23 protein-coding genes and 1 tRNA gene are annotated in these 23659 nt (G+C 35.5%); 16 read left to right on the top strand and 8 right to left on the bottom strand.

Annotation, left to right across the window (positions count from 1 at the left end; genetic code table 11):
- Window positions 1-41 precede the first annotated feature (41 nt).
- From polA to LOK78_RS08340, 14 genes are all read left to right on the top strand, one after another.
- The gene (gene polA, locus LOK78_RS08275; RefSeq protein ID WP_232634562.1) at window positions 42-2882 is read left to right on the top strand and encodes a DNA polymerase I; all 2841 of its coding nucleotides are present in this window, start codon (window positions 42-44) and stop codon (window positions 2880-2882) included.
- A gap of 11 nt (window positions 2883-2893) precedes the next feature.
- Window positions 2894-4099, top strand: coding sequence for an MliC family protein (locus LOK78_RS08280; RefSeq protein ID WP_232634563.1), 1206 nt, complete (start codon window positions 2894-2896; stop codon window positions 4097-4099).
- 92 nt (window positions 4100-4191) lie between these two features.
- A complete protein-coding gene (locus tag LOK78_RS08285) occupies window positions 4192-5157 on the top strand; it encodes a bile acid:sodium symporter family protein (protein ID WP_232634564.1) in 966 nt (321 codons plus the stop codon).
- A 245-nt stretch (window positions 5158-5402) separates the two neighbouring features.
- Window positions 5403-5858 carry a 50S ribosomal protein L13 gene (rplM, locus tag LOK78_RS08290; protein WP_053970500.1) on the top strand — a complete coding sequence of 152 codons (456 nt, stop codon included), beginning with the start codon at window positions 5403-5405 and terminating at the stop codon, window positions 5856-5858.
- Complete coding sequence (gene rpsI, locus LOK78_RS08295; protein WP_053970501.1) at window positions 5858-6244, top strand: 30S ribosomal protein S9; 387 nt, start codon at window positions 5858-5860, stop codon at window positions 6242-6244. The genes rplM and rpsI overlap by 1 nt, the downstream gene beginning before the upstream one ends.
- A 187-nt stretch (window positions 6245-6431) precedes the next feature.
- Window positions 6432-7196 carry a 30S ribosomal protein S2 gene (gene rpsB / locus LOK78_RS08300; protein ID WP_053970502.1) on the top strand — a complete coding sequence of 255 codons (765 nt, stop codon included), beginning with the start codon at window positions 6432-6434 and terminating at the stop codon, window positions 7194-7196.
- A gap of 94 nt (window positions 7197-7290) precedes the next feature.
- Window positions 7291-8265 (top strand): translation elongation factor Ts, encoded by a 975-nt coding sequence (gene tsf / locus LOK78_RS08305; protein ID WP_232634565.1) that lies wholly within the window; start codon window positions 7291-7293, stop codon window positions 8263-8265.
- A 144-nt stretch (window positions 8266-8409) separates the two neighbouring features.
- Window positions 8410-9117, top strand: a complete 708-nt coding sequence (gene pyrH / locus LOK78_RS08310) for a UMP kinase (RefSeq protein WP_053970504.1) — start codon at window positions 8410-8412, stop codon at window positions 9115-9117.
- A gap of 66 nt (window positions 9118-9183) precedes the next feature.
- Window positions 9184-9738 carry a ribosome recycling factor gene (gene frr / locus LOK78_RS08315; RefSeq protein WP_053970505.1) on the top strand — a complete coding sequence of 185 codons (555 nt, stop codon included), beginning with the start codon at window positions 9184-9186 and terminating at the stop codon, window positions 9736-9738.
- A 58-nt stretch (window positions 9739-9796) separates the two neighbouring features.
- Window positions 9797-11080, top strand: coding sequence for a DUF5686 family C-terminal domain-containing protein (locus LOK78_RS08320; RefSeq protein WP_166956157.1), 1284 nt, complete (start codon window positions 9797-9799; stop codon window positions 11078-11080).
- A 60-nt stretch (window positions 11081-11140) separates the two neighbouring features.
- Window positions 11141-13558 carry an efflux RND transporter permease subunit gene (locus tag LOK78_RS08325; RefSeq protein WP_232634566.1) on the top strand — a complete coding sequence of 806 codons (2418 nt, stop codon included), beginning with the start codon at window positions 11141-11143 and terminating at the stop codon, window positions 13556-13558.
- Between the two features lie 53 nt (window positions 13559-13611).
- The gene (asnS, locus tag LOK78_RS08330) at window positions 13612-15045 is read left to right on the top strand and encodes an asparagine--tRNA ligase (RefSeq protein WP_053970508.1); all 1434 of its coding nucleotides are present in this window, start codon (window positions 13612-13614) and stop codon (window positions 15043-15045) included.
- Window positions 15046-15136: 91 nt separating this feature from the next.
- Window positions 15137-16603 carry an RNA polymerase factor sigma-54 gene (gene rpoN, locus LOK78_RS08335; RefSeq protein ID WP_232634567.1) on the top strand — a complete coding sequence of 489 codons (1467 nt, stop codon included), beginning with the start codon at window positions 15137-15139 and terminating at the stop codon, window positions 16601-16603.
- Window positions 16600-17208, top strand: a complete 609-nt coding sequence (locus LOK78_RS08340) for a hypothetical protein (protein ID WP_232393412.1) — start codon at window positions 16600-16602, stop codon at window positions 17206-17208. The genes rpoN and LOK78_RS08340 overlap by 4 nt, the downstream gene beginning before the upstream one ends.
- Here LOK78_RS08340 and LOK78_RS08345 read toward each other — a convergent pair.
- The 8 genes from LOK78_RS08345 to LOK78_RS08380 all read right to left on the bottom strand — a co-directional run bounded on the left by LOK78_RS08345 (window position 17203) and on the right by LOK78_RS08380 (window position 22430).
- A complete protein-coding gene (locus tag LOK78_RS08345; RefSeq protein ID WP_232634568.1) occupies window positions 17203-17916 on the bottom strand; it encodes a porin family protein in 714 nt (237 codons plus the stop codon). The two genes, LOK78_RS08340 and LOK78_RS08345, sit on opposite strands and share 6 nt — an antisense overlap.
- Before the next feature lie 88 nt (window positions 17917-18004).
- Window positions 18005-18490: an ExbD/TolR family protein gene (locus tag LOK78_RS08350; protein WP_053970512.1), complete on the bottom strand. Its 486-nt coding sequence runs from the start codon at window positions 18488-18490 to the stop codon at window positions 18005-18007.
- A 24-nt stretch (window positions 18491-18514) separates the two neighbouring features.
- Window positions 18515-19147, bottom strand: a complete 633-nt coding sequence (locus LOK78_RS08355) for an ExbD/TolR family protein (protein ID WP_053970513.1) — start codon at window positions 19145-19147, stop codon at window positions 18515-18517.
- A gap of 2 nt (window positions 19148-19149) precedes the next feature.
- On the bottom strand, window positions 19150-19599 hold the full coding sequence (locus LOK78_RS08360; protein WP_053970514.1) for a hypothetical protein: 450 nt from the start codon (window positions 19597-19599) through the stop codon (window positions 19150-19152).
- 21 nt (window positions 19600-19620) lie between these two features.
- Window positions 19621-20397 carry a MotA/TolQ/ExbB proton channel family protein gene (locus tag LOK78_RS08365; RefSeq protein WP_053970515.1) on the bottom strand — a complete coding sequence of 259 codons (777 nt, stop codon included), beginning with the start codon at window positions 20395-20397 and terminating at the stop codon, window positions 19621-19623.
- Between the two features lie 73 nt (window positions 20398-20470).
- A tRNA-Ser gene (locus tag LOK78_RS08370) sits at window positions 20471-20558 on the bottom strand.
- A 74-nt stretch (window positions 20559-20632) separates the two neighbouring features.
- Window positions 20633-21661, bottom strand: coding sequence for an asparaginase (locus LOK78_RS08375; protein WP_232634569.1), 1029 nt, complete (start codon window positions 21659-21661; stop codon window positions 20633-20635).
- A gap of 1 nt (window position 21662) precedes the next feature.
- Window positions 21663-22430, bottom strand: coding sequence for a TatD family hydrolase (locus LOK78_RS08380; protein ID WP_232393414.1), 768 nt, complete (start codon window positions 22428-22430; stop codon window positions 21663-21665).
- Window positions 22431-22480: 50 nt separating this feature from the next.
- Between LOK78_RS08380 and LOK78_RS08385 the strand changes: the two genes are divergently transcribed.
- On the top strand, window positions 22481-22924 hold the full coding sequence (locus LOK78_RS08385) for a retropepsin-like aspartic protease family protein (protein WP_166956177.1): 444 nt from the start codon (window positions 22481-22483) through the stop codon (window positions 22922-22924).
- 61 nt (window positions 22925-22985) lie between these two features.
- On the top strand, window positions 22986-23612 hold the full coding sequence (locus LOK78_RS08390) for a response regulator transcription factor (protein ID WP_053970519.1): 627 nt from the start codon (window positions 22986-22988) through the stop codon (window positions 23610-23612).
- Window positions 23613-23659 lie beyond the last annotated feature (47 nt).

Consider the following 23659-nt stretch of genomic DNA (forward strand, 5'->3'; position numbering starts at 1 on the left):
ATCTAGTTTTTGTAGTTTTATATCCTTACAAATACGCGACTATGTCTGATAAAAAACGATTATTTCTAGTTGATGCCTATGCCCTAATTTTCAGAGGGTATTATGCATTTATAAAAAACCCAAGAATCAACTCCCAAGGCATCGACACCTCAGCCATTATGGGATTTATGAATTCCCTACTAGACGTAATAAAAAGGGAGCGACCAGACCATTTGGCCGTTTGTTTTGACAAAGGAGGAAGTGCTGACAGAGTAGAAATGTTTGAAGCCTATAAAGCCAATAGGGATGAAACTCCAGAAGCTATCAAAATTGCGGTTCCATATATTCATGAAATCCTAAAAGCAATGCACATCCCTATCATGGAAAAGGAGGGTTTTGAGGCAGATGATATTATAGGAACCCTCTCCAAACAAGCCGAGGAGCAAGGATACCAAACTTTTATGGTGACTCCAGATAAGGATTTTGGCCAATTAGTAACTGAAAACACTTTTATGTATCGTCCCAAATCCTTTGGGGGCGGATACGAAATTTGGGGCATTCCAGAAGTGCAAAAGAAATTTGAAGTTGAAAGACCTGAGCAAGTCATTGACTTTTTGGGAATGATGGGTGATGCCTCCGACAATATACCTGGCTTACCAGGTGTGGGCGAAAAAACTGCCAAAAAGTTCATACAACAATACGGGAGTATGGAAGCTCTTTTTGAAAATACCCATGAACTTAAAGGGAAGATGAAGGAAAAGGTGGAAGCCAATAAAGAATTGGGGTTACTCTCCAAGAAATTGGCAACCATCATGCTTGATGTGCCAGTAACTTTTGATTACAAAGATTTTGAAATGTCAGAGCCCGATATTGAGGCTGTAAAAAACATTTTTCAAACGCTTGAATTTAGAAGATTAACAGAGAATTTCATCAAAACATTTGCTTCAGAAAAAGAGGAGGCTCTTTTGGACAAACCGAAGCAAGAAGACGTTACCAAAGTTAAAAAGCCGGCTTCAGCGGGATCTGGACAATTTTCATTATTTGGTGGCGATGAGGAAGATGTTGCAAATTCTACCAACACGTTTACCCGAAGTACTTCAGAATCTATATCCCATTTTTATCAAAGTATAGCAACACCCTTAGCTTTTCAGTTGTTCTTTGAAAAATTAATGAAACAATCATCTGTCTGTTTTGATACTGAAACCACAGGATTGGATCCCTTAACAGCAGAATTGGTTGGGATTGCCTTTTCTTGGGAAGCAGGAAAAGGATTTTACATTCCCTTTTCAGAAAAAAGGGAAGAAGCGCAAGAATTAATTGAAAAATTACGTCCCTTTTTTGAAAATGACCAAATTGAAAAAATTGGTCAGAATCTAAAATATGACATTAAGGTTTTAGCCAAATATCAAGTAGAAGTCAAAGGAAAACTGTTTGATACCATGTTGGCCCATTACCTTATTAATCCAGATATGAGGCATAACATGGATGTGTTAAGCGAGACCTATCTTAACTACACACCTATTTCCATTGAAAGTCTAATTGGAAAAAAAGGAAAAAACCAACTTTCCATGAGGGAAGTCCCTCTAAATAAACAAACCGAATATGCCGTTGAAGATGCTGATATTACACTGCAATTAAAGCAACATTTTCAGAATGAATTAGGAGAAGCAAACACCCAAACTCTTTTTGATAGTATTGAAATACCACTGTTACGAGTTCTTGCAACTATGGAATTAGAGGGGATCAATTTAGATTGTGACTATTTGAAAACCCTTTCTGAAGCATTAGAAAAAGATATTAAGAGTTTAGAGGAACGCATTTATAAAGAAGCAGGAGAAACCTTTAACATTTCTTCTCCAAAGCAGCTAGGGGACATTTTATTTGATAAAATGAAGTTGGTTGATAAACCCAAGAAAACCAAGTCTGGTCAATATAGTACTGCCGAAGATGTATTGAGTTACCTAGCCAAAGATCACGAAATCATTCGGGATGTATTGGAATATAGAGGACTAACCAAATTAAAGAGCACTTATGTAGATGCCCTACCCCTTCAAGTGGAGAAAAGCACTGGAAGAGTACACACAGATTATATGCAAACCGTAGCGGCCACTGGTAGATTGAGCAGCAATAACCCGAACCTTCAAAACATACCTATCAGAACTGAACGCGGGAGACAAGTAAGAAAAGCATTTATTCCCAAAAATGAGGATTTTACACTTATGGCCGCAGATTATTCCCAAATTGAATTGCGTATTATTGCGGCATTGAGTGAGGAAGAAACGATGATTGAGGCCTTTAATCATGGTGAAGACATCCATGCCTCCACCGCCGCCAAGGTATTCAATGTCGATATTAAGGATGTGACTCGAGAACAGAGAAGCAATGCAAAAACTGTTAACTTCGGAATCATTTATGGAGTATCTGCCTTTGGTTTGAGCAATCAAACCGATCTATCCAGAAGCGAAGCTAAGGAACTCATAGACACCTACTATGAAACCTATCCTAAATTAAAAAGTTACATAGGCAAACAAGTTGATTTTGCGAGGGATCACGGTTATGTGCAAACCGTTTTGGGAAGACGTCGTTATTTAAAGGACATTAATTCTAGAAATGCCGTAGTTCGTGGAGCAGCAGAAAGAAATGCCGTTAACGCCCCCATTCAAGGAAGCGCAGCAGACATTATCAAATTAGCAATGATTGCCATCCATAAAAAATTGAAGGAAGGCCAATTTAAAACAAAAATGCTCCTTCAAGTTCATGACGAATTGGTATTTGATGTTTTTAAACCTGAACTGGAAGAAATAAAAGAACTCATCAAGCATGAAATGGAAAATGCATTCAAATTATCCGTACCTTTAGATGTAGAATTAGACACCGGAAACAACTGGTTAGAAGCTCATTAAAATTGGAACCCATGAAATACAATCTTTTAGCATTAATGTGTTTTGCCATCATCTCATGCAAAAACGAATCAAAAACAACTACCCAATTTCCTGTTGTTGCTGCCTTTGACTCCATAACTGAAATCTATAAAGCAGAACACGATGATTTTAGTTTTAAAATCATGAGAAAATCTGACGATTCTTTGTTCATGCTCGATTTAAACAATGAAAAAGTATATAACTTGACGAGGAAGTCATCGGGAAGTGGCGAAAAATATATGACTGCCGACGGAAAGATTCTTTGGCTGAAAGGGGAAAACTTTATGTGGGGAACGGATAACCAAACTGAATATCAAGGTACCATTCGCAGTGCAGAATCTATCACTATGTCAAGTAGCGAATCCCATGGAATCTATGGTACTTATGTTGATGATAGTTATGAGAAACGTAATGAAGGTTATGATTGGGTTTCAGTAACTGTGACTCCATTCAATGAGCACCAAGCGCTCATTTCTGTAAGATCTCGCATCGACCAAAAGAAACCAACATGCTCATTTGATGCTTTGGCAAATATTCAAGACACCAACACCATGAGCTGTAATATAGATGGAGCATATATAATCTTTTCTTTCAATGACGATAAAATTTCCATTAACGGGAATAATGAAGAAGACAACAACAAATTGTACTTTTTCTGTTCAGGTGGTGGAACCATAAAAGGAACTTATAAAAAATTGGATACCCCAATTGACAAAACACAAGTAGACAATACCGATTACATTAGGTTTCATAGTTACCCAAACGGGTTGGCTGCTAGGATAACTACTAAGGACAAAAACTTACAAATCTCTCCCATTGGTCTTACCCTAAAAGACCAAGATGCAAATATCCCTTATCAAGGTGATGTCTATAATTCTGAAATGGATGACCTAGACGCCAATGGCTCACCCGAAATCTATATTTATGTACAAGAATTAAAAAATGGCATCCCATTTAGAAAAGTCATTGCTTACTCCTTTAATGGAACATCTTCTATGACTCCAATTTATATGGCGCCTATTGAAGATAACCCCGAACTATCAATAGGTTATGAAGGTTATGATGAGTTTGCTGTAGTAGAAGGCAGCTTGATCAGGCGGTTTCCTAATGCAGAAGGAGGTATCAAACAAATACAATACAAACTTACTCCAGGAGAAGCCATGTGGCAGCTAACGCCCGATAAAGTGACTACCTATTAAAGGAATTTGGATATTTATTAAAATCAGTTTTTTTAATTTTATCAAACCCAATTAATTAGGAAAGGTTTACTTTTGTCCACCAGTGTTCCCAAATGAAATTTAAACTAGATAAATTTGTTTTAGCTATTATAACGGTGGTTATTTTAGCTTATTTTTTTCCAGATCTCGCTAAGGAAGACAGCCCAATAAACTTGGGTAGAATAGGCAGTATTGGCATTTCATTTATTTTTTTCTTTTACGGTTTGAAATTAAGCCCCAAGGAAATCGCTTCCGGCCTTAAAAACTGGAGACTACATGTATTAATTCAAGCTACTACTTTTTTACTGTTCCCTTTATTGGTGCTTCCATTTAAACCGCTTATTTCAGCTGAAAATGAAACCTTGTGGTTGGCATTTTTATTTTTGGCGGCACTCCCATCTACGGTATCTTCATCTGTGGTAATGGTCTCCATAGCAAAAGGCAATATTCCTGCTGCCATTTTTAACGCCAGTATTTCTGGATTAATTGGTATAGTTGTGACACCTTTATGGATTGGACTGTTCCAAAATCAAAGTAATTCTGATTATGATTTAGGGCAAATTTACCTCAAATTATTAACTGAAATATTACTCCCAGTTTTCATAGGTTTGATCCTCCATCGCTTTCTAGGCAAATTCGCCAAGAAGAACAGCAAGTACTTGACCCTTTTTGATAAATCGGTTATCCTCCTTATTATATATAAGAGTTTTTCTGAATCTTTTCTTGGGAAAATTTTTGAATCCGTTAATTTCATGGATTTGATTCTTATTTTTTGTTTGGTGATCACCATCTTTATAATAGTCTATTTAACCATAGGGAAAATTTCAAAATGGTTGGGTTTTTCAAAAGAAGATCAAATAACAGCCAAGTTTTGTGGCACTAAAAAATCACTAGTACATGGAACCGTATTCTCAGATATTCTATTTCAACACACTTCGGCCATCGGAATCCTATTATTGCCTTTAATGTTATTTCACGCCATCCAGATTTTCATCATCAGTATCATTGCTAATAAATTATCCCAACACAGCATAGAATAGAATTAAAAGTATTACAATAATCGTTATAAGAAACCTAGTTTTACCTTGGAATTGAATTATGCGCACCAGAAGACCCCAAAAATATTTTCAAAACATCCTTCAATAATCTTCTTTATACCAAACTTTTACCTTAAAAACAAGCCATTCTAAAAAATAAAACCATACTATTTGGTAATCAGCAAGATTATCGTAAATTTGCAAACTCTTTTTAGGAGAGGAATGTTTAATTATTAAATTTTAAAAGTGTGGACACATTAAGCTACAAAACAGTTTCAGCAAACAAAGCCACTGTAAACAAAGAGTGGGTTTTGGTTGATGCTGAAGGACAGTCTTTAGGTCGCTTAGCTTCTAAAGTTGCAAAACTTTTAAGAGGTAAGCACAAGCCTAACTTCACGCCACACGTTGATTGTGGGGATAACGTGATTGTTATCAACGCGGAAAAAATCAACTTAACCGGAAACAAGTGGACGGAAAAGGTTTACCTACGTCATACAGGTTATCCAGGTGGGCAAAGAAGTTTAACCGCTACCGAAATGTTCGCTAAAGATCCAGCGAGATTGGTAGAAAAATCAGTAAAAGGAATGTTGCCTAAGAACAAATTAGGGGCAAATTTATTCCGTAACCTTAGCGTTGTTGTTGGTTCAGAGCACACTCACGAAGCTCAAAAACCAAAAACAATCAATTTAAACGAATTTAACTAATGGAAGTAATTCACAAAATTGGCCGTAGAAAAACGGCTGTTGCACGTGTGTATGTTGCCCCAGGAAAAGGGAACATCACGATTAACAAAAAGGACTTGGCTATCTACTTTCCTACTGCTACATTACAGTACAAAGTAAATCAACCTCTAGCCATGACCAACAATGATGGCAACTTTGACATTACTGTTAATGTCTATGGTGGTGGTATTACTGGTCAAGCAGAAGCAGTTCGTTTGGCTCTTTCTCGCGCTATGTGCGAAATTGATGCTGAAAACAGAACTATTTTGAAACCAGAGGGATTATTGACAAGAGATCCAAGAATGGTAGAGCGTAAGAAATTCGGTCAGAAGAAAGCTCGTAAGAAATTCCAGTTCTCTAAACGTTAATATATTCCGCTTGATTTGGGATATCATCCAGAATTACTCAAATCATTATATAAAATTAAATTATTAACCGTTTTTGTTGTCCTAGAGTAATTTCGGGATTTAGTTTAGCATCTAAATGGCTAAGGCATCTTTTTAAAGTACCACTTAACCATTGCTAATTCAACAGAACGTAAACTATTTACAAAAAATGGCAAACGCAGACGTAAAAGAGTTATTAAAAGCCGGTGTTCACTTTGGACACTTAACTCGCAAATGGGATCCAAACATGGCTCCTTACGTGTATATGGAGCGTAATGGCATCCATATCATTAACCTTTACAAAACAGCAGCTAAAATTGATGAGGCTTCTGAGGCATTGAGCAAAATTGCTGCTTCAGGTCGTAAAATTTTATTTGTTGCTACTAAAAAACAAGCAAAAGATATCGTAGCTGAAAAAGCTGGAGGAATCAACATGCCTTACATCACTGAAAGATGGCCAGGTGGAATGTTGACCAACTTTGTAACTATCAGAAAAGCTGTTAAGAAAATGGCTTCCATTGATAGAATGAAAAAAGACGGTACTTTCGCTTCTCTTTCTAAAAAAGAGAAATTACAAATTGATCGTCAAAGAGCTAAATTAGAAAAGAACTTAGGTTCTATTAGCGACATGACCCGTATTCCAGGAGCATTATTTGTGGTGGACATTAAGCGTGAGCACATCGCGATTAAAGAAGCACAAAAATTAAACATTCCAATCTTCGCGATGGTGGATACAAACTCTGATCCACGTCAAGTTGATTACGTAATTCCATCAAATGATGATGCTACTAAATCAATTGAAAAAATCTTAACCTATGTAACAGAAGCTATTTCTGGAGGTTTAGCAGAACGTAAAGCTGAGAAAGATTCTTCTAAAGCTGATAAGCCTGCAAAAGCTGCAAAGAAAAAAGCAGTTTCAGAGGAAGAAGAATAAACTAAACATAATCATTACATAACATTAAACAAGTCGTTTAGTTTGTTTCTTTACTGAACATCAACTAAACGACTTTTTTTAAAATACATAGACTATGAGTACTACAGTAAAAGTAACAGCTGCAGAAGTAAATAAACTAAGACAAGCTACTGGTGCAGGTATGATGGACTGCAAGAAAGCTTTAGTTGAGGCTGAAGGTGACTTTGATAAAGCCATTGATGTATTACGTAAAAAAGGACAAAAAGTAGCTGAGAAAAGAGCAGATAGAGATTCTTCTGAAGGAGCTGCTGTTGCTAAAATCAATGCAGACCAAACTGCTGGTGTTGCTATTGTTTTAGGTTGTGAAACTGATTTCGTTGGTAAAAATGAAAACTTTTTAGCGTTAGCTAACGAGTTTGCTGAGCTAGCTTTGAATTATGACTCAAAAGAAGCCTTTTTAGCAGCAGACTTTGGTGGAATGACCGTGGCTGATAAATTAGTTGAGCAAACTGGTGTTATCGGTGAAAAACTAGATATTACCTCTTTCGAGAAAATAGAAGCTGCTTATGTAGGTTCTTATGTTCATATCAATAAAATTGCTGCTTTAGTAGGAATTACTGCTAAAGTTGACAATGCTGATGTTTTAGTGAAAGATGTAGCTATGCAAGTAGCCTCCATGGGAGCATCTACTTTATCTTACAAAGATTTTGATCCTGCATTCGTTGCTTCAGAAACTGAAGCTAGAATTGCTGTTATTGAAAAAGATAATGAAGAATTAGCTCGTTTAGGAAAAACATTGAAAAATGTTCCTAAATACATTTCTATGGCGCAATTAACTCCTGAAGTATTGGCTCAAGCTGAAGCAGATGCTAAAGCGGAATTGGCTGCTGAAGGAAAACCAGAACAAATCTGGGATAGAATTTTACCAGGTAAAATGGAGCGTTTCATTTCTGACAACACAACTCTTGACCAAGAGAAATGTTTGTTAGATCAGAAATTCATCAAAGATGAAAAGCAAACCGTTGCTGATTATGTTTCTTCATATGGTGATGTTGAAATCTCTGGATTTAAACGTGCTACAGTAGGATAATAAACGGTCCTGATAAGTCAGGTAACCAATAAATACAACCACCATTCTTTTATTAGAATGGTGGTTTTTTTATTCATAAAACCCAATTGATATAAATTCAAAAAAGAAAAAATTATGTAGTTTTGCTAAACTTTCAAAGTCAGCATGAAATACAAAAGAATTCTCTTAAAATTATCAGGTGAAGCCTTAATGGGCGGTCGCCAATATGGAATTGATCCAGAACGTTTAGCCGAATATGCAGAAGACATTAAAGCCATAACAGAGCTAGGTGTAGAAGTTGCCGTTGTTATAGGTGGTGGTAACATTTTTAGAGGTGTTGCAGGAGCCAGTAATGGTATGGATCGTGTGCAAGGAGACCATATGGGTATGTTGGCAACCATTATCAACGGGTTGGCGCTCCAAAGCGCTTTAGAAAACGCAGGTGTTGGAACCCGACTTCAAAGTGCCATTAAAATTAATGAAGTGGCAGAACCTTTTATTAGAAGACGTGCCATGAGGCATCTTGAGAAAGGACGTGTCGTTATTTTTGGTGGTGGTACAGGGAATCCTTATTTCACTACAGATTCTGCAGCTGTTTTAAGAGCTATTGAAATTGAAGCTGATGTGATTTTAAAGGGAACTCGTGTAGATGGCATATACACAGCCGACCCTGAAAAAGATTCCAATGCAGTTAAGTTTGATTACATTTCTTTTGATGAAGTCCTTAAGAAAGGTCTTAAAGTTATGGATACAACCGCTTTCACTCTAAGCCAAGAAAACGAATTACCTATCATTGTATTTGACATGAATAAAAAGGGGAATTTGTTGAAAGTAGTTTCAGGTGAAAAAGTTGGAACTAAGGTTAATTTATAATATCTTTTACATCAAGCTTTGGCTTGTTTTTTGTAGCTATCATTTAATTTTTAATTACAATATTCTATGAACGAAGAGATTGATTTCATTTTAGATACCACAAAAGAATCTATGGATAGTGCCCTTAAGCACTTAGAAAAACAACTCGTAAACATTCGTGCCGGTAAAGCAAGTCCTGCTATGCTAGGAAGTGTCATGGTTGATTATTATGGATCACAAACTCCTTTAAGCCAAGTGGCCAATGTTAATACTCCTGATGGTAGAACTATTTCAGTACAACCTTGGGAAAAATCCATGCTTCAAGAAATAGAAAAAGCCATCATGATTGCTAACTTAGGTTTCAATCCTATGAATAATGGAGACATGATCATCATTAATGTTCCACCTTTGACAGAGGAAAGAAGGAAAGATTTGGCTAAACAAGCAAAATCTGAAGCCGAAGATGCCAAGGTAGGAGTTAGAAATGCACGAAAAGATGCAAACAATGATTTAAAAAAGTTGGATGCTTCAGAAGATTTAAAGAAGAATGCAGAAATTGATGTACAAGAATTAACTGATAAATACGTTAAGCAAATAGACCAAATATTAGAAGTTAAGGAAAAAGAGATCATGACAGTATAAGAAAAAGCGACTTCTATAGGTCGCTTTTTAATTGCTATTATAAACCCACATACAATTAATGCTGAAGTACTGTGCCATTTTTTTCATTTTACTGTCCTTCCAATTTGCACAGTGCCAGAACAAAGGCGCTAAAGAACAAGACAGCATTAAATCCCAAAATGATTCTATAAGAAGATCCCAATTTCTTAAAAAATTGGGAAACGGTTATATAACGCTCGGACAAGCCTTTGAAGTAGATATTAAATATCTATTCAAATACAACCAACATGAAGCCATACGAACTGGTTTTGGAGGTGTTACCAATGACGAGTTTTCAAAGCGCTATCATTTGGATGGTTATGGAGCTTATGGATTTGGAGATCAAAAATTTAAATATTCCTTAGGTGGTGGTTTTCGACTAGCCCCCAAAAGCAATACCTGGATTGATCTCTCCTATACCGATGATATTGAGGAGACGGGTAGTTCTACATTTTTAACAGACAAACGCTTTTTTACTTTTTTCCAACCCCGCCTTCTTAATATTGAGCTTTTTCATAGACATGTAACAAAATCTATTTCTATAAGCCATAAATTATCTCCTAAATTACTTTCTGAAGTAAAACTAGCAGTAAGCAATATCAATCCAACCTACGATTACACCCTGCAGGTAGGCAATAAATCTTATCAAGATTTCGACTTAACGTTTTCCACTTTTTCATTCCAATGGAGTCCCTTTAGTATCTATGAGTTCAAGGATGACGTGTTAAAAGAGGTAAAAAACGGATACCCCAAATTCACGCTTCAATACACCCAAAACTTTAGAAATGTTTTTGCCAGTGAATTTGATTTTTCAAAAGTTGAATTTAGATCGGTCTATGTCTTGGAACATAAAAACAAGTCAAAAACAGGTGTCAATCTTTGGGCTGGGATAGCAAGAGGTGTTACACCCCTCACTCACATGTACCATGCCTACCCTAACAATATTAATAAAGGCAGTGTGATGAAACGATTTTCAGTAGCTGGTATTAATAGCTTTGAAACCATGTTTTTCAATGAATTCTTTTCCGACAAACTATCAACTCTTCAAATAAAACACTATTTCAAACCTTTTGAAATCTCACCAAGATACCAACCTCAATTGGTACTGATCAGTCGTTTTGCTCTGGGAAATATGTCAAACATAGAACGCCATCAAGGTTTTGAGTTTGACACATTAGATAAAGGGTATTCAGAAATAGGCCTTGAATTAAACAAAATACTCTTCCCATTTGGACTTAGTTTTGCATATAGATATGGGGCTTACCACTTACCTAATTTTGAGGACAATCTTGCTTTTAAATTCACTTTCAACCTAACTTTATAAGCAATTTAACTTAAGTAATCCACATGTTTTTAATACCTTTGCGGCTGTTTTATTTTATCTATGTTTAAACTGCTTACAAAAGGGTTTTGGGATGTTGTAGCCAGACTTATTCTTAGGAATAAAATCATTATCCTATTAGGTATTTTGGCAATTACAGTTTTCTTGGCATCTAAGTGGGAAAACATGAGATTTACCTATACTGAAGCCAATTTACTACCCAGTGACCATCCTGCAAATATTGAATACGACCATTTCTTAGATATTTTTGGAGAAGAAGGTAATTTAATCGTTCTTGGGATTAAAGATTCCACCTTTTTTTCTCAAGAAAAATTAAATGCCTGGAATGATCTATCTGATAAATTCAAGCAGTATGACGAAGTCGAATCGGTAGTGTCCATCAGAGACTTGCAAAAACTGGTCAAAAACACCGAGAAACAGAGCTTTGAATTAGAACCTTTTATTAAAGACTCCCTTAAATCTCAGCAGGAAGTCACAGAATTAAAAGAAGACCTTTTCCACAAATATCCGTTTTATGATAACTTCCTGTTCAACACCAAAACACAGACCATCAGAACGGCTATTTATCTTAAAAAAGATATCGTAAATACTCCTATAAGAAAAGACTTTATCTTTAATATTCTTGAACCACAGATTGCTTCCTTTAAAAAAGAGACCGGACTAAATGTTAGGGTTTCAGGAATGCCTTATGTTAGAACCTTAAATGCTCAAAACATTGTTGATGAAATAGGAGAGTTCATTGCGTTGGCCCTTGCCGTCACCTCAATGATTTTCTTTTTCTTTTTCAGGTCCTTTAGAGCCACTTTTATATCCCTATTTGTAGTCTGTATTGGTGTCATGTGGACCTTTGGTATTATTGGTCTATTAAACTATGAGATTACGGTTTTAACGGCCTTGATTCCACCACTCATTATTGTCATAGGAATTCCTAATTGCATTTTCCTCATCAACAAATACCAGCATGAGGTTAAAAGCCACGGAAACAAAGTGAAATCTTTACAAAGAGTTATCACCAAAATTGGGAATGCTACGTTAATGACCAATGTTACTACAGCCAGTGGCTTTGCAACTTTTATATTGACAGAAAGTAATCTACTTAAGGAATTTGGTACTGTAGCGTCCTTGAGTATTATAGGCATCTTCATTTTATGCCTTTTGATTATACCCATTATTTATACTTTTTTACCCTATCCAAAAGATCGTCACCTTGAACACCTAAACAGAAAATGGATTGGCGGGTTTGTGAACTGGATTGAGAAAATGGTTCGTGAAAGACGAATAACCATTTACATTGCTTCTGTGGTCCTTTTAATTGCCAGTATCATTGGAATATATCAAATAAGAATTTCAGGTAGCTTAATTGAAGACATGTCAAAAGATTCTCAATTTTTTAAAGACATTCAATTCTTTGAAACCGAGTTTGACGGTATTATGCCTTTAGAGATTCTTATAGACACTCAAAGGAAAAAAGGTGTCATGAAATTGAATACCTTAAAAAGAATGGAAGAATTGGAGGAGGTTATTGAAGAAACTCCAGAACTATCCAGGCCTATTTCTGTTGTAAGCTTAACGAAATATTTCAAGCAAGCTTATTACAATGGCAATCCAAAATATTATCAATTGCCGTCATCGCAAGAAAATAGCTTTATTCTGAGCTACGTAAAAAATACCTCGACCAACGATAACACTTTGATCAATACCTTGATGGATAGTACGGGGCAATATGCCAGAATTACAACCTTCATGAAAGACATTGGTACTGATAAGATGGAAAAGATTGAAGAAAACTTGGAAACGAGAATTCATAAAGTATTTCCAGATGACAGGTACAAAGTGTCCATCACCGGAAAAGCTCTAGTCTTTCAAAAAGGAACTAAATACCTGGTTAAAAATCTAGCTATTTCATTAACCTTAGCCATCGTTTTAATTTCAATTTTCATGGCCTTTATGTTTAGGTCCTTTAGAATGATTATTGTATCACTTGTTCCCAATATTTTGCCATTGGTAATCACTGCAGGAATTATGGGATTCATAGGTGTCCCTATCAAACCTTCAACTATTTTAGTATTTAGTATCGCCTTCGGAATTTCCGTAGACGACACCATCCACTTTCTAGCAAAATATAGGCAAGAACTACAATTCTATAATTGGAAAATCAGAAAATCAGTTTACGCTGCCTTACGAGAAACGGGGGTTAGTATGTTTTATACCTCTATTGTTCTGTTCTTTGGATTTTCGGTATTCACAGTTTCCAGTTTTGGGGGAACAGTGGCATTGGGAGCGTTAGTTTCTACGACTCTTTTATTTGCGATGTTATCCAATTTACTATTACTACCATCATTGTTACTAGGTTTGGAACGAAACATAGCCAATAAGGAAGTTTTAAAGGAACCTGTTATCGATATTTTAAGTGAAAACGATGAAGAGGTTCAAGAATTAGAGGAAAATCACCAAAAATAACCTTCATTAAAATTCTATAAAGAATTAAATTTACACATTAAATTACGAATTAAATGAAAGCAAGTACTGTTTCAGAATTATTAAAAAGCGATAAAAAGCTTCACGACATTGAGATTAAAGGATGGGTTAGAACTTTTAGAGCCAATAGGTTTATTGCTCTCAATGATGGTTCAACCATAAATAATATTCAATGCGTTGTTGATTTTGAAAATACTGATGAAGCAATTTTAAAACGTATTACAACTGGTGCAGCAGTTCACATTAAAGGAGAATTGGTAGAAAGCCAAGGAAAAGGTCAGTCTGTAGAAGTTCAAGTAAAATCTATCGAGATATTAGGTGATTCTGACCCTGAGGAATACCCTATCCAGCCTAAAAAGCACACGTTTGAATTCTTACGTGAAAATGCCCATTTAAGAACTAGAACCAATACGTTTAGCGCGGTAATGCGTTTACGTTCGTCTTTGTCTTTTGCCATCCATAAATATTTCAATGAAAATGGCTTCTATTATATGCACACACCTATAATTACAGGAAGTGATGCGGAAGGCGCTGGAGAAATGTTCCGTGTGAGCTCATTGGATGCTAAAAATCCACCTTTAAATGAAGATGGAACTGTAAATTACAAAGAGGATTTCTTTGGGAAAGAGACCAACTTGACGGTTTCTGGACAGTTGGAAGCTGAAACCTATGCCATGTCACTTGGTAAGGTATACACCTTTGGTCCTACTTTTAGAGCCGAAAACTCTAATACATCACGTCACCTAGCTGAATTCTGGATGATTGAACCAGAGGTAGCTTTTATGGACTTAGATGGCAACATGGATTTGGCAGAAGATTTCCTTAAATATACCATCAACTATCTATTAAAGAACAACCGTGAAGACTTGGAATTTCTTGAAAGTAGATTGTTGGAAGAAGAAAAAACGAAGCCTCAAAATGAACGTAGCAGCATGAGTTTGATTGAAAAATTGAACTTTGTTGTCGATAATAATTTTAAAAGGGTAAGCTATACGGAGGCTATAGATATTTTAAGAAATAGCAAACCAAACAAAAAGAAAAAATTCAAATATCTTATTGATGAATGGGGTGCAGACCTGCAAAGTGAGCACGAACGATTTTTAGTGGAAAAACACTTTAATTGCCCAGTAATTTTATTTGATTATCCAGCTAACATCAAAGCGTTTTACATGCGATTGAATGAAGATGGTAAAACCGTTAGAGCTATGGATATTCTATTCCCAGGAATTGGGGAAATTGTAGGTGGTTCTCAACGTGAAGAACGCTTGGAAGTTTTACAAGAAAAAATGGCGCAACTAGATATTCCAGAAGAAGAATTATGGTGGTACTTAGATTTAAGAAAATATGGAACCGCTGTGCATTCTGGTTTTGGCCTAGGTTTTGAAAGATTGGTTATGTTTACAACGGGTATGACAAACATTAGAGATGTGATTCCTTACCCAAGAACACCTCAAAACGCCGAATTTTAATTAAAAACATTTAATATTTTCATAAAACAATCTACCACACATCATTGGTAGGTTGTTTTTTTTTATTTTTATAAGAAACCAAATCACATCAATGCTTAAACAACATTTACAGTTTAAACTATCTCAGAAGTTATCTCCTCAGCAAATTCAATTGATGAAGTTAATTCAATTGCCAACCTTGGCATTTGAACAAAGATTGAAACAGGAAATAGAGGAAAACCCTGCCTTGGATACTGGTAGGGAAAAGACCAATGAAGATGATTATGACAATTATGATGATAGTTATGAGGACTCTGATTACAATGACAATGACAGCATAAACGCAGAGGATATTAATGTAGATGAATATTTAAGCGATGATGAAATTCCAGATTACAGAACACGCTCAAATAATTACAGCAGTGATGATGAGGAAAAAAATGTGCCTTATGCAGCTGGAACTTCCTTTACACAACATCTAAAAAACCAATTAAGCACATTTATACTAGATGAGGAAGAGGAAGAAATTGCTGAATTTTTGGTAGGCAGTATTGATGAAAGTGGTTATATCAGAAGATCATTAACCGAAATAATGGATGATTTGGCCTTCACCCAGAACATTTTCACCTCGGAGAAAAAAATAGGTGAGGTTTTTAAAATAGTTCATCAACTAGATCCTTCTGGGGTTGGTGCCAGAAATTTACAGGAATGTTTGAGTATACAGCTGCACCGTAAGGACAAGTCTGAAAGTACTGATTTAGCAATCAAAATAATAGATGACGCCTTTGATCAATTCACAAAAAAGCACTATAAAAAGTTAATTCAAAAATTTGACATTACCGAGGACCAATTAAAAGCTGCTATTGAGGAAATAGAGCATTTAAATCCCAAACCTGGTGGCTCTTATTCTGGAAACAACCGTATCGTGGAACATGTAATTCCCGACTTTTCAATCAAAATTGCTGATGGAGAGTTGGAGCTATCCCTCAATGGAAGAAACGCTCCAGAATTGCATGTATCTAAAGAATACAATGACATGCTCAAAGGTTATAAGGAGTCCAAAGAAAAATCGAAATCCCAAAAGGATGCGGTTCTGTTTATCAAACAAAAGTTGGACGCTGCCAAATGGTTTATAGAAGCTGTTAGACAACGTCAACAGACCTTATTTGTAACCATGAGTGCTATTATGCATTACCAAAAGGAATATTTTTTGACTGGAGATGAAAGGAAATTAAAGCCAATGATCCTGAAAGATATTGCTGATGAAATTGAAATGGATGTTTCTACCGTATCCAGGGTAGCTAATAGTAAATATGTTGACACACCCTATGGGACCAAGTTAATTAAGGAATTTTTCTCTGAATCCATGAAAAACGATCAAGGAGAGGATGTCTCTACTCGAGAAATCAAAAAAATCTTGGAAACAGTTATAGATGAAGAAAACAAAAAGAAACCTTTAACTGATGATGCTTTAGCTAAAATATTAAAGGAAAAGGGATATCCTATAGCTAGAAGAACTGTGGCTAAATATCGAGAGCAATTAGATATTCCTGTGGCCAGGTTACGGAAAAAAATATGATCAACCAGCTCATTAAAAGCATATCATTTATATTCCACCCCATTCTTATGCCCATGCTTGGAGTGGTGTTTTATTTTTCCAAGACACCTAGATTCATCCCTGGTGAAATTGTTCAAGCCAAAGTATTTTCAATACTTATTCTAACCATCGTTTTACCCATTCTAACTTACTATCTACTAAAAACCATAGGTAGGGCTAGATCGATCTATATGAATGAGCCAAAAGAGCGTATAATACCTCTTTTTTTAAATTGTTTGATTGTCCTTTTAATTATCTTAAAGGTTTTTCCCTCAGCTGAAGTTATAGAGCTCTATTATTTCTTTATTGGAGTCTTGATTTCTACATTCTGTTGCCTAATACTAGCTTTTTTTGACTTTAAAGCCAGCATCCATATGATAGCTGTTTCAGGAGTTTATATGTTCTTTATTGCATTAAGCATGCATTTCAGTATAAACATCAATGGAACCTTAGCTTTAATGGCGATACTTACAGGAGCCATTGCTTCTTCACGCCTACAATTTAAAGCCCATTCCTATATTGAATTGTTAATTGGTATTCTTATCGGGGTCATACCTCAATTGACTTTGATTACATACTGGCTATAAAATGTAAAACATCAGACCCAATTTGACAGAGTACATATCTAAATTTTCATTCCCAACCAAAGTTCCTTCTTTGAAAATAGGATTGAGACCAAAACAAGCATGAAAATTCCAAACGCTATATCCAGCGCTTAAGGTAACAGCATATTGTAAATCATTGATATTATCAATATTCTTGAGTCTAAAATCTCCATAGCCACCTTTATGTTTAGCCAAGTTAGCAAATTGATATCCGATCTTAAATCCGGGATAAATTCGCCAAAATTTAGATTCAGTTGCCGTTGAAGTACGCCACCTAAATTCGATAGGTAATTCTATTAAATATAAATTGAATCGATTCTTACTATAGGAAATATTTTCTGTATCCAAGTTTAAAAATCCAATCTGGCTTCGTTCATCTTGGTAAACCAGAATATTACTATTGAAAGAATTCATAGAACCTCCAAGACCAACAGCAAAGGCAACATTACGGCGTTGATTGATTGGAAAATCTCTCATAAAACCCAAATGCAACCCACTTGAAAACCCTGATTGGGCACCATTACTAGGTTTCCTAACCAAAGCATTGTAAGTAATCCCCAAATAAAATTGATCTTCCCGATACTTTGAATCAACAATAGAGTCTTCCTTTTGAACAGGAATTTCATCGCTTTGACCAAAAACAATTGAGTTAAAAACAAATAGAAAAATAAAGGAATAATAATATTTCATGGGTTCCCCAATTCTAAAGTTAAAAATAAAACAAAAGGCGTATTGATTTCTCAAAACGCCTTTTGTTTTTATAAAATTAAGAGTAAAATTATCTATTCAAGCTTGCCAAGGCATCGCCATTGATCGTTGTATAGTTAATTTTTAATGCATTAGCTTTACGTAGTTCTTGTTTTATGTCAGTTACAAGTCCCATGTTAGCCTCTCTATCAACTTTAAGAGCAGTTGTTAAAAAAGGAACTAATTCCTCTCTTTTAGATGCTCTTTCAGCCGCTATAAAAGCTTGTATTTCTGATACATCAGCAAATTTATCATTTAACTGAATTCTTGGTTCAGTACCATATTTATCCTTGTAAGAAGAACTAGGTTTACCCACGTAAATATACATCACCAAGTCTTTTTTATCCAGTTTCTCAACTTGATCAGCAGCTGGCAATCTGTTTTCTATCATCAAGGTGTTTTCTCTCATCACGGTAGCAACCATGAAAAAGAAAAGCAACATGAAAACGATATCAGGCAATGATGCTGTTGAAATAGCTGGTAAATCTCCTGACTTTTTCTTTTTAAATTTAGACATTATCTCGTGTTTATCTAATTATACTTACGATTTCTTAGGCTCTGCTTCAGAGAATTTCTGAGGAATTAACAATTTAATTTTCTCTAGTTTTTCTTTTAGACGCTCTTTGTCTTCTTCTGAAGTTCTAGGATCATTATACATCTTTTCTGCTTCAACAAAGTTGACTCCCAAATTAGGATTGTCTCTTAAGAATTCTCTGTTTCTCAACTGATTATAGGCTGCTAATATCTCGTTTTGGACAGCAATGTAAGTCTCATATTTCGTTCCTCTATCATTTTGAAGAGAAATAATAGCCTTATCAAAATTGTCTGACGATCTAGGATTTTTCTTTCCTTGGCAACGTCTACAAGCATCATCGCCTGCACCTCCACCATTATCTAGAAAATCCACAGCTGCCTTTTGAAGATCTTTAAGCTTAATTACCTTTTCTTCTCCCCCAGTTTTTAAGAACAACTCATTGTTCTTATTCACATTCAATTGGAAGATATTCTTCTCCTTAATAACTGGAGGATCTACTACATCTTCCATAGGAGGTAACTTTCTACTTAAACCCGAATCGGTTTCAATGGTAGTAGTTACCAAGAAAAATATTAAAAGTAAGAAAGCAATGTCGGCCATAGAGCCTGCATTAACTTCTGGTGCTGCTCGTTTTGCCATAATTATCTACTTGTTATTTTTTTCACTCCAGAGAACAACATAGCAACGGCAGCAGTAACGATTAAGATATAAAAAGCTATCAAACCTGCTCCTACCATATGAGATTCTCCTTCACTTACAGCTTCACCACCGTATAAATATGTTTTTGGATCGCCTCCAGAAACCATATATGCAATGATCAATACAGCTGCAAATATTCCTACTCCTATTAACGTATTTTTGAGCGTTGCCGTATTTGTAAAGAGGTTTTTTAACATAAAAACCACAACAAATACGATCGCTATCACCATAATGAAGTACGCAACATATGCAAATGGATCTACTATAGAAGTATCTCCCATTGCAGCTGCCGACTTGATCGCATCATCTCCTTCAGCAATAATTCTGACAAGGAAAATGAGCCCAAGTACTCCTAAAATGGCTGCTAGTATTTTTAAAATTTTATGTAACATGTTATGTTTTTTTAGCAGTTATTACTTTCTATTATGTCTAATCAACAAGTCCATTAAAGTAATTGACGCATCTTCCATGTCGTTAACGATGCTATCAATCTTAGCAATAATGTAGTTATAGAATATTTGAAGAATAATTGCTACGATCAAACCGAATACGGTTGTCAATAAGGCTACTTTAATACCTCCCGCAACTAATGACGGTTGCATATCCCCAGCAGCTTCAATTTTATCGAATGCTTGAATCATACCAATTACCGTACCCATGAATCCTAACATCGGAGCCAAAGCGATAAATAATGAAATCCAAGAAACATTTTTCTCTAATTGTCCCATTTGAACACCTCCATAAGCCACAACAGCTTTTTCAGCAGCGTCTAAACCTTCATCAACTCTATCTAAACCTTGATAGTAGATTGAGGCAACAGGCCCTTTTGTATTTCTACAAACCTCTTTAGCAGCTTCTACTCCTCCAGAATTCAGAGCGTCTTCTACTTCTGCTGTTAATTTTTTGGTGTTGGTTGTGGAAAGATTTAAAAAGATAATTCTCTCAATAGCTATAGCTAGACCAAGAATTAAACACAATAATACAATCCCCATAAATCCTGGACCACCTTCTATAAAACGCTTTTTTAATTCTTGATGAAATGAAACTTTTTCTTCAGTTACCGAATCATCAGCATCGTCTTGAATAGGTGAAACAACTGTTGCAGCTGCAGTCATTGCAGTTGTCGTTGCATTAGCTTTTCCGATTGCCATAAAACACATAATGGCTAGGATAGAAAATAATCTTTTCATTGTTATTGTTCTTAATTTTATTAGTTAAAGTGTTAAAGATAAAAAAAAATGCGCTTATAAAACAAAAAAGTAGCAGAGAGGAAGGGATTCGAACCCTCGATACGCTTTTGGCGTATACACACTTTCCAGGCGTGCTCCTTCGACCACTCGGACACCTCTCTATTATTATGCTCTACAAAATAGCGTAGCAAATAACAAAAAAACTTTTGAAAGCTAAAAATTTTAGGAGTTAATTTTATGTGATTTCTCCGCGTAATGAGGCTTCAAACATGGTTTTGAATGAGTTAGAAGAAATCTTCTCACCTAGCATATACATAAGTTTTGCTACCGCAGTCTCTGATGTCATGTCTTTTCCAGAAATCACCCCTATTTGTTTTAACTCCGAACTGGTTTCATACTGCCCCATGTTAACACTTCCTCCAGGACACTGGGTTACATTAACCACTTGCACGCCTCTTTCTATGGCCTTTTTGAGGGCATTCACAAACCATTTTTCTGTTGTAGCGTTCCCAGCTCCATAAGTTTCCAAAACAATCCCCTTTATTGAAGGATGGTTGACCATGCACTCCAAAATGGTATCACTAATTCCCGGAAACATTTTAACCAAAACTATATTGGTGTCGAAATGTTTATGAACTAAAAGTTTTTCATTAACATCTGGAACAAAAAGCGCCTCATGGTTTACTTTTAGATGAACACCAGACTCTGCCAAATTGGGATAATTAAAAGACTCAAAAGCCTCAAAATGCTCCGCATTAATTTTTGTGGTTCTGTTTCCTCTGTATAATTTATATTCAAAATAGAGACCCACCTCTCTTACAATAGGTTGATTATTCTCCTGCAAAGAAGCCATTTGAATCGAAGTTATCAAATTCTCCTTAGCATCGGTTCTCAAATCTCCAATAGGCAACTGTGAACCAGTTAGTATAACTGGTTTAGCCAAATTTTCAAGCATAAAACTTAATGCGGATGCCGTATAGCTCATTGTGTCACTTCCATGCAACACTACAAAACCATCAAACCTATCGTAACTGGATTCAATTATTTCTGAAATTTGAACCCAAAACTTTGGATTCATATTGGAAGAGTCAATTGGCTCTTTAAAAGACAGTGCTGTAATATCACAACTCAATAATCTTAACTCAGGTATACGTTTTAAAAGATTGGCAAAATCAAATGCCTTAAGCACACCTGATTTTGGATCTTTCATCATTCCTATGGTACCTCCTGTGTATATAAGCAGGATTTTAGGTTTTTGTTGCATATTAAATCTTAAAGACGTCTTTAGAATTTTGAGTTGTCATACGGGCAATTTCCTCTTCTGGCATACCATACAATTCGGATAGTTTTTCAAGCACTTTAACTATGTAAGCGCTTTCATTTCTTTTTCCTCGAAAAGGTTTCGGTGCCAGATAGGGAGAATCGGTTTCCAAAACTATATGTTTTAAATCAATTTTATTCAAAAACTGATCTATTTTACCATTTTTAAAAGTAACCACACCTCCAATACCCAATTTCATATTATAGGATAATGCTTTTTCTGCCTGATCTAAAGTACCAGTGAAACAATGAAAAATACCAAATAATTGTTCATCGTTCTCTTCTTCGAGTATTTCAAAAATTTCATCAAAAGCATCCCTACAATGAATAACAATGGGCAATTGATGCTTTTTGGCCAGTTGAATTTGAAATTTAAAAGCCTCTTGTTGAATTCCTAAAGTTGATTGATCCCAATACAAATCAATTCCTATTTCACCAACAGCACAAAATTTTCGTTCCGATAGAAAAGATTCAACCAAAGCTAACTCTTCCTTGTAATTCTCTTTCACAGATGTTGGATGTAATCCCATCATTAAAAAAACATGATTGGGAAACATCCCTTCAAGTTCAAACATCGCTTTATTGTAGGAAGAATCTATCGCTGGAATAAAAAACCTCTCAACTCCAAGATCCAGTGCACGCTGAACCATTTCCTTCCTATCATCAATGAAGGCATCACTATAAAGATGTGTATGTGTATCTGTTATAATCATGCCGCAAAAATAGTCCTTTTACTTAAGTATATTTGCAAGAAAAATTTTAAATGGAAAACAACCTCAGGGATTACCTTGTTGACAAAGGATATACAAAAATCAAGTTGCATCTCACAAAAACGAATCATTTTGAAATTAGAGCGAGTATCAATGGTGTAAAAGGCGTCTTTATTTTAGATACGGGAGCTTCAAATTCCTGCGTCGGGTTTGAGGCAGCCGAAACCTTTAAGCTCAAAACCATGGAGTCTGAGATTAAAGCCGCAGGTGCAGGAGCCATTGACATGGAAACCCAATTATCAAAAAAGAATAAAATAAAGATAGGTAAGTGGAAAAAGGACAAAGTAGCATTGATCCTTTTTAATCTCACTCATGTCAATACAGCATTAGTAAATCACAATGCGCAACCAGTAGATGGCATTCTCGGAGCTGATATTTTAAAAAAAGGAAAAGCAATCATTGACTATGATAAAAAATACCTGTATTTAAAATTGTAAAATTTTTCTTTCCTTAATTCCCGACAGTCAGTATCTTTACATTCCCCTGAAAGACTGATTTATGGAAACTTCTATCGTCATAGCCGATGACCACCCATTAATATTAAAGGGCCTTTTTGATTTCTTGGTAGAAAAAGGCTATAATGTTATAGATAGTGCTGAAAATGGAAAAGATGCATTTGAACTCATCTCTTCCCAAAAACCAGATATCGCTATTTTAGATATTCAAATGCCTTATTTAACGGGATTGCAGATTGCAGAAAAGTGTCAAGAACTACAACTGCCCACTAAAATTATTTTAATTACGGTCGAAAAAGATGAATCCATATACCTAAAAGCCAAGGAATTAGATATATACGGATATGTATTAAAGGAGTTTGCCCTAGCAGAAATTGAAATATGTATCGCTTCAGTATTAAATGATAAAGCCTACTTTAGTCCAGAACTCTTGTCTCATTTAGAGGTTGAACAGGTCCCCGAAGAATTGGAATCGCTCACAAAAACTGAAAAAGAAGTTTTAAAACATATCGCTCAAAATAAAACAGCTAAGGAAATTGCAGATATTATGTTTATCTCTGACAGAACCGTTGAAAAACATAAAAGCAACATGCTTAAGAAATTAAAATTAGAATCCAAACACACCACCTTAGCTCTATTTGCTAAAGAAATTGAACCCTTTTTAGACTAAAAATACGTAGTTCTACGTATTGTTTGGTATGTAATTTATTCCGAATT

This window comes from Mangrovimonas futianensis (assembly GCF_021245805.1).
Taxonomy (GTDB): domain Bacteria; phylum Bacteroidota; class Bacteroidia; order Flavobacteriales; family Flavobacteriaceae; genus Mangrovimonas; species Mangrovimonas futianensis.

Bases quoted from the DNA above. Each gene is read 5' to 3' on its own strand.
- polA (WP_232634562.1), top strand. From the start codon at position 42: ATGTCTGATAAAAAACGATTATTTCTAGTTGATGCCTATGCCCTAATT.
- LOK78_RS08280 (WP_232634563.1), top strand. From the start codon at position 2,894: ATGAAATACAATCTTTTAGCATTAATGTGTTTTGCCATCATCTCATGC.
- LOK78_RS08285 (WP_232634564.1), top strand. From the start codon at position 4,192: ATGAAATTTAAACTAGATAAATTTGTTTTAGCTATTATAACGGTGGTT.
- rpsI (WP_053970501.1), top strand. From the start codon at position 5,858: ATGGAAGTAATTCACAAAATTGGCCGTAGAAAAACGGCTGTTGCACGT.
- rpsB (WP_053970502.1), top strand. From the start codon at position 6,432: ATGGCAAACGCAGACGTAAAAGAGTTATTAAAAGCCGGTGTTCACTTT.
- tsf (WP_232634565.1), top strand. From the start codon at position 7,291: ATGAGTACTACAGTAAAAGTAACAGCTGCAGAAGTAAATAAACTAAGA.
- pyrH (WP_053970504.1), top strand. From the start codon at position 8,410: ATGAAATACAAAAGAATTCTCTTAAAATTATCAGGTGAAGCCTTAATG.
- frr (WP_053970505.1), top strand. From the start codon at position 9,184: ATGAACGAAGAGATTGATTTCATTTTAGATACCACAAAAGAATCTATG.
- LOK78_RS08320 (WP_166956157.1), top strand. From the start codon at position 9,797: ATGCTGAAGTACTGTGCCATTTTTTTCATTTTACTGTCCTTCCAATTT.
- LOK78_RS08325 (WP_232634566.1), top strand. From the start codon at position 11,141: ATGTTTAAACTGCTTACAAAAGGGTTTTGGGATGTTGTAGCCAGACTT.
- asnS (WP_053970508.1), top strand. From the start codon at position 13,612: ATGAAAGCAAGTACTGTTTCAGAATTATTAAAAAGCGATAAAAAGCTT.
- rpoN (WP_232634567.1), top strand. From the start codon at position 15,137: ATGCTTAAACAACATTTACAGTTTAAACTATCTCAGAAGTTATCTCCT.
- LOK78_RS08340 (WP_232393412.1), top strand. From the start codon at position 16,600: ATGATCAACCAGCTCATTAAAAGCATATCATTTATATTCCACCCCATT.
- LOK78_RS08345 (WP_232634568.1), bottom strand. From the start codon at position 17,916: ATGAAATATTATTATTCCTTTATTTTTCTATTTGTTTTTAACTCAATT.
- LOK78_RS08350 (WP_053970512.1), bottom strand. From the start codon at position 18,490: ATGTCTAAATTTAAAAAGAAAAAGTCAGGAGATTTACCAGCTATTTCA.
- LOK78_RS08355 (WP_053970513.1), bottom strand. From the start codon at position 19,147: ATGGCAAAACGAGCAGCACCAGAAGTTAATGCAGGCTCTATGGCCGAC.
- LOK78_RS08360 (WP_053970514.1), bottom strand. From the start codon at position 19,599: ATGTTACATAAAATTTTAAAAATACTAGCAGCCATTTTAGGAGTACTT.
- LOK78_RS08365 (WP_053970515.1), bottom strand. From the start codon at position 20,397: ATGAAAAGATTATTTTCTATCCTAGCCATTATGTGTTTTATGGCAATC.
- LOK78_RS08375 (WP_232634569.1), bottom strand. From the start codon at position 21,661: ATGCAACAAAAACCTAAAATCCTGCTTATATACACAGGAGGTACCATA.
- LOK78_RS08380 (WP_232393414.1), bottom strand. From the start codon at position 22,430: ATGATTATAACAGATACACATACACATCTTTATAGTGATGCCTTCATT.
- LOK78_RS08385 (WP_166956177.1), top strand. From the start codon at position 22,481: ATGGAAAACAACCTCAGGGATTACCTTGTTGACAAAGGATATACAAAA.
- LOK78_RS08390 (WP_053970519.1), top strand. From the start codon at position 22,986: ATGGAAACTTCTATCGTCATAGCCGATGACCACCCATTAATATTAAAG.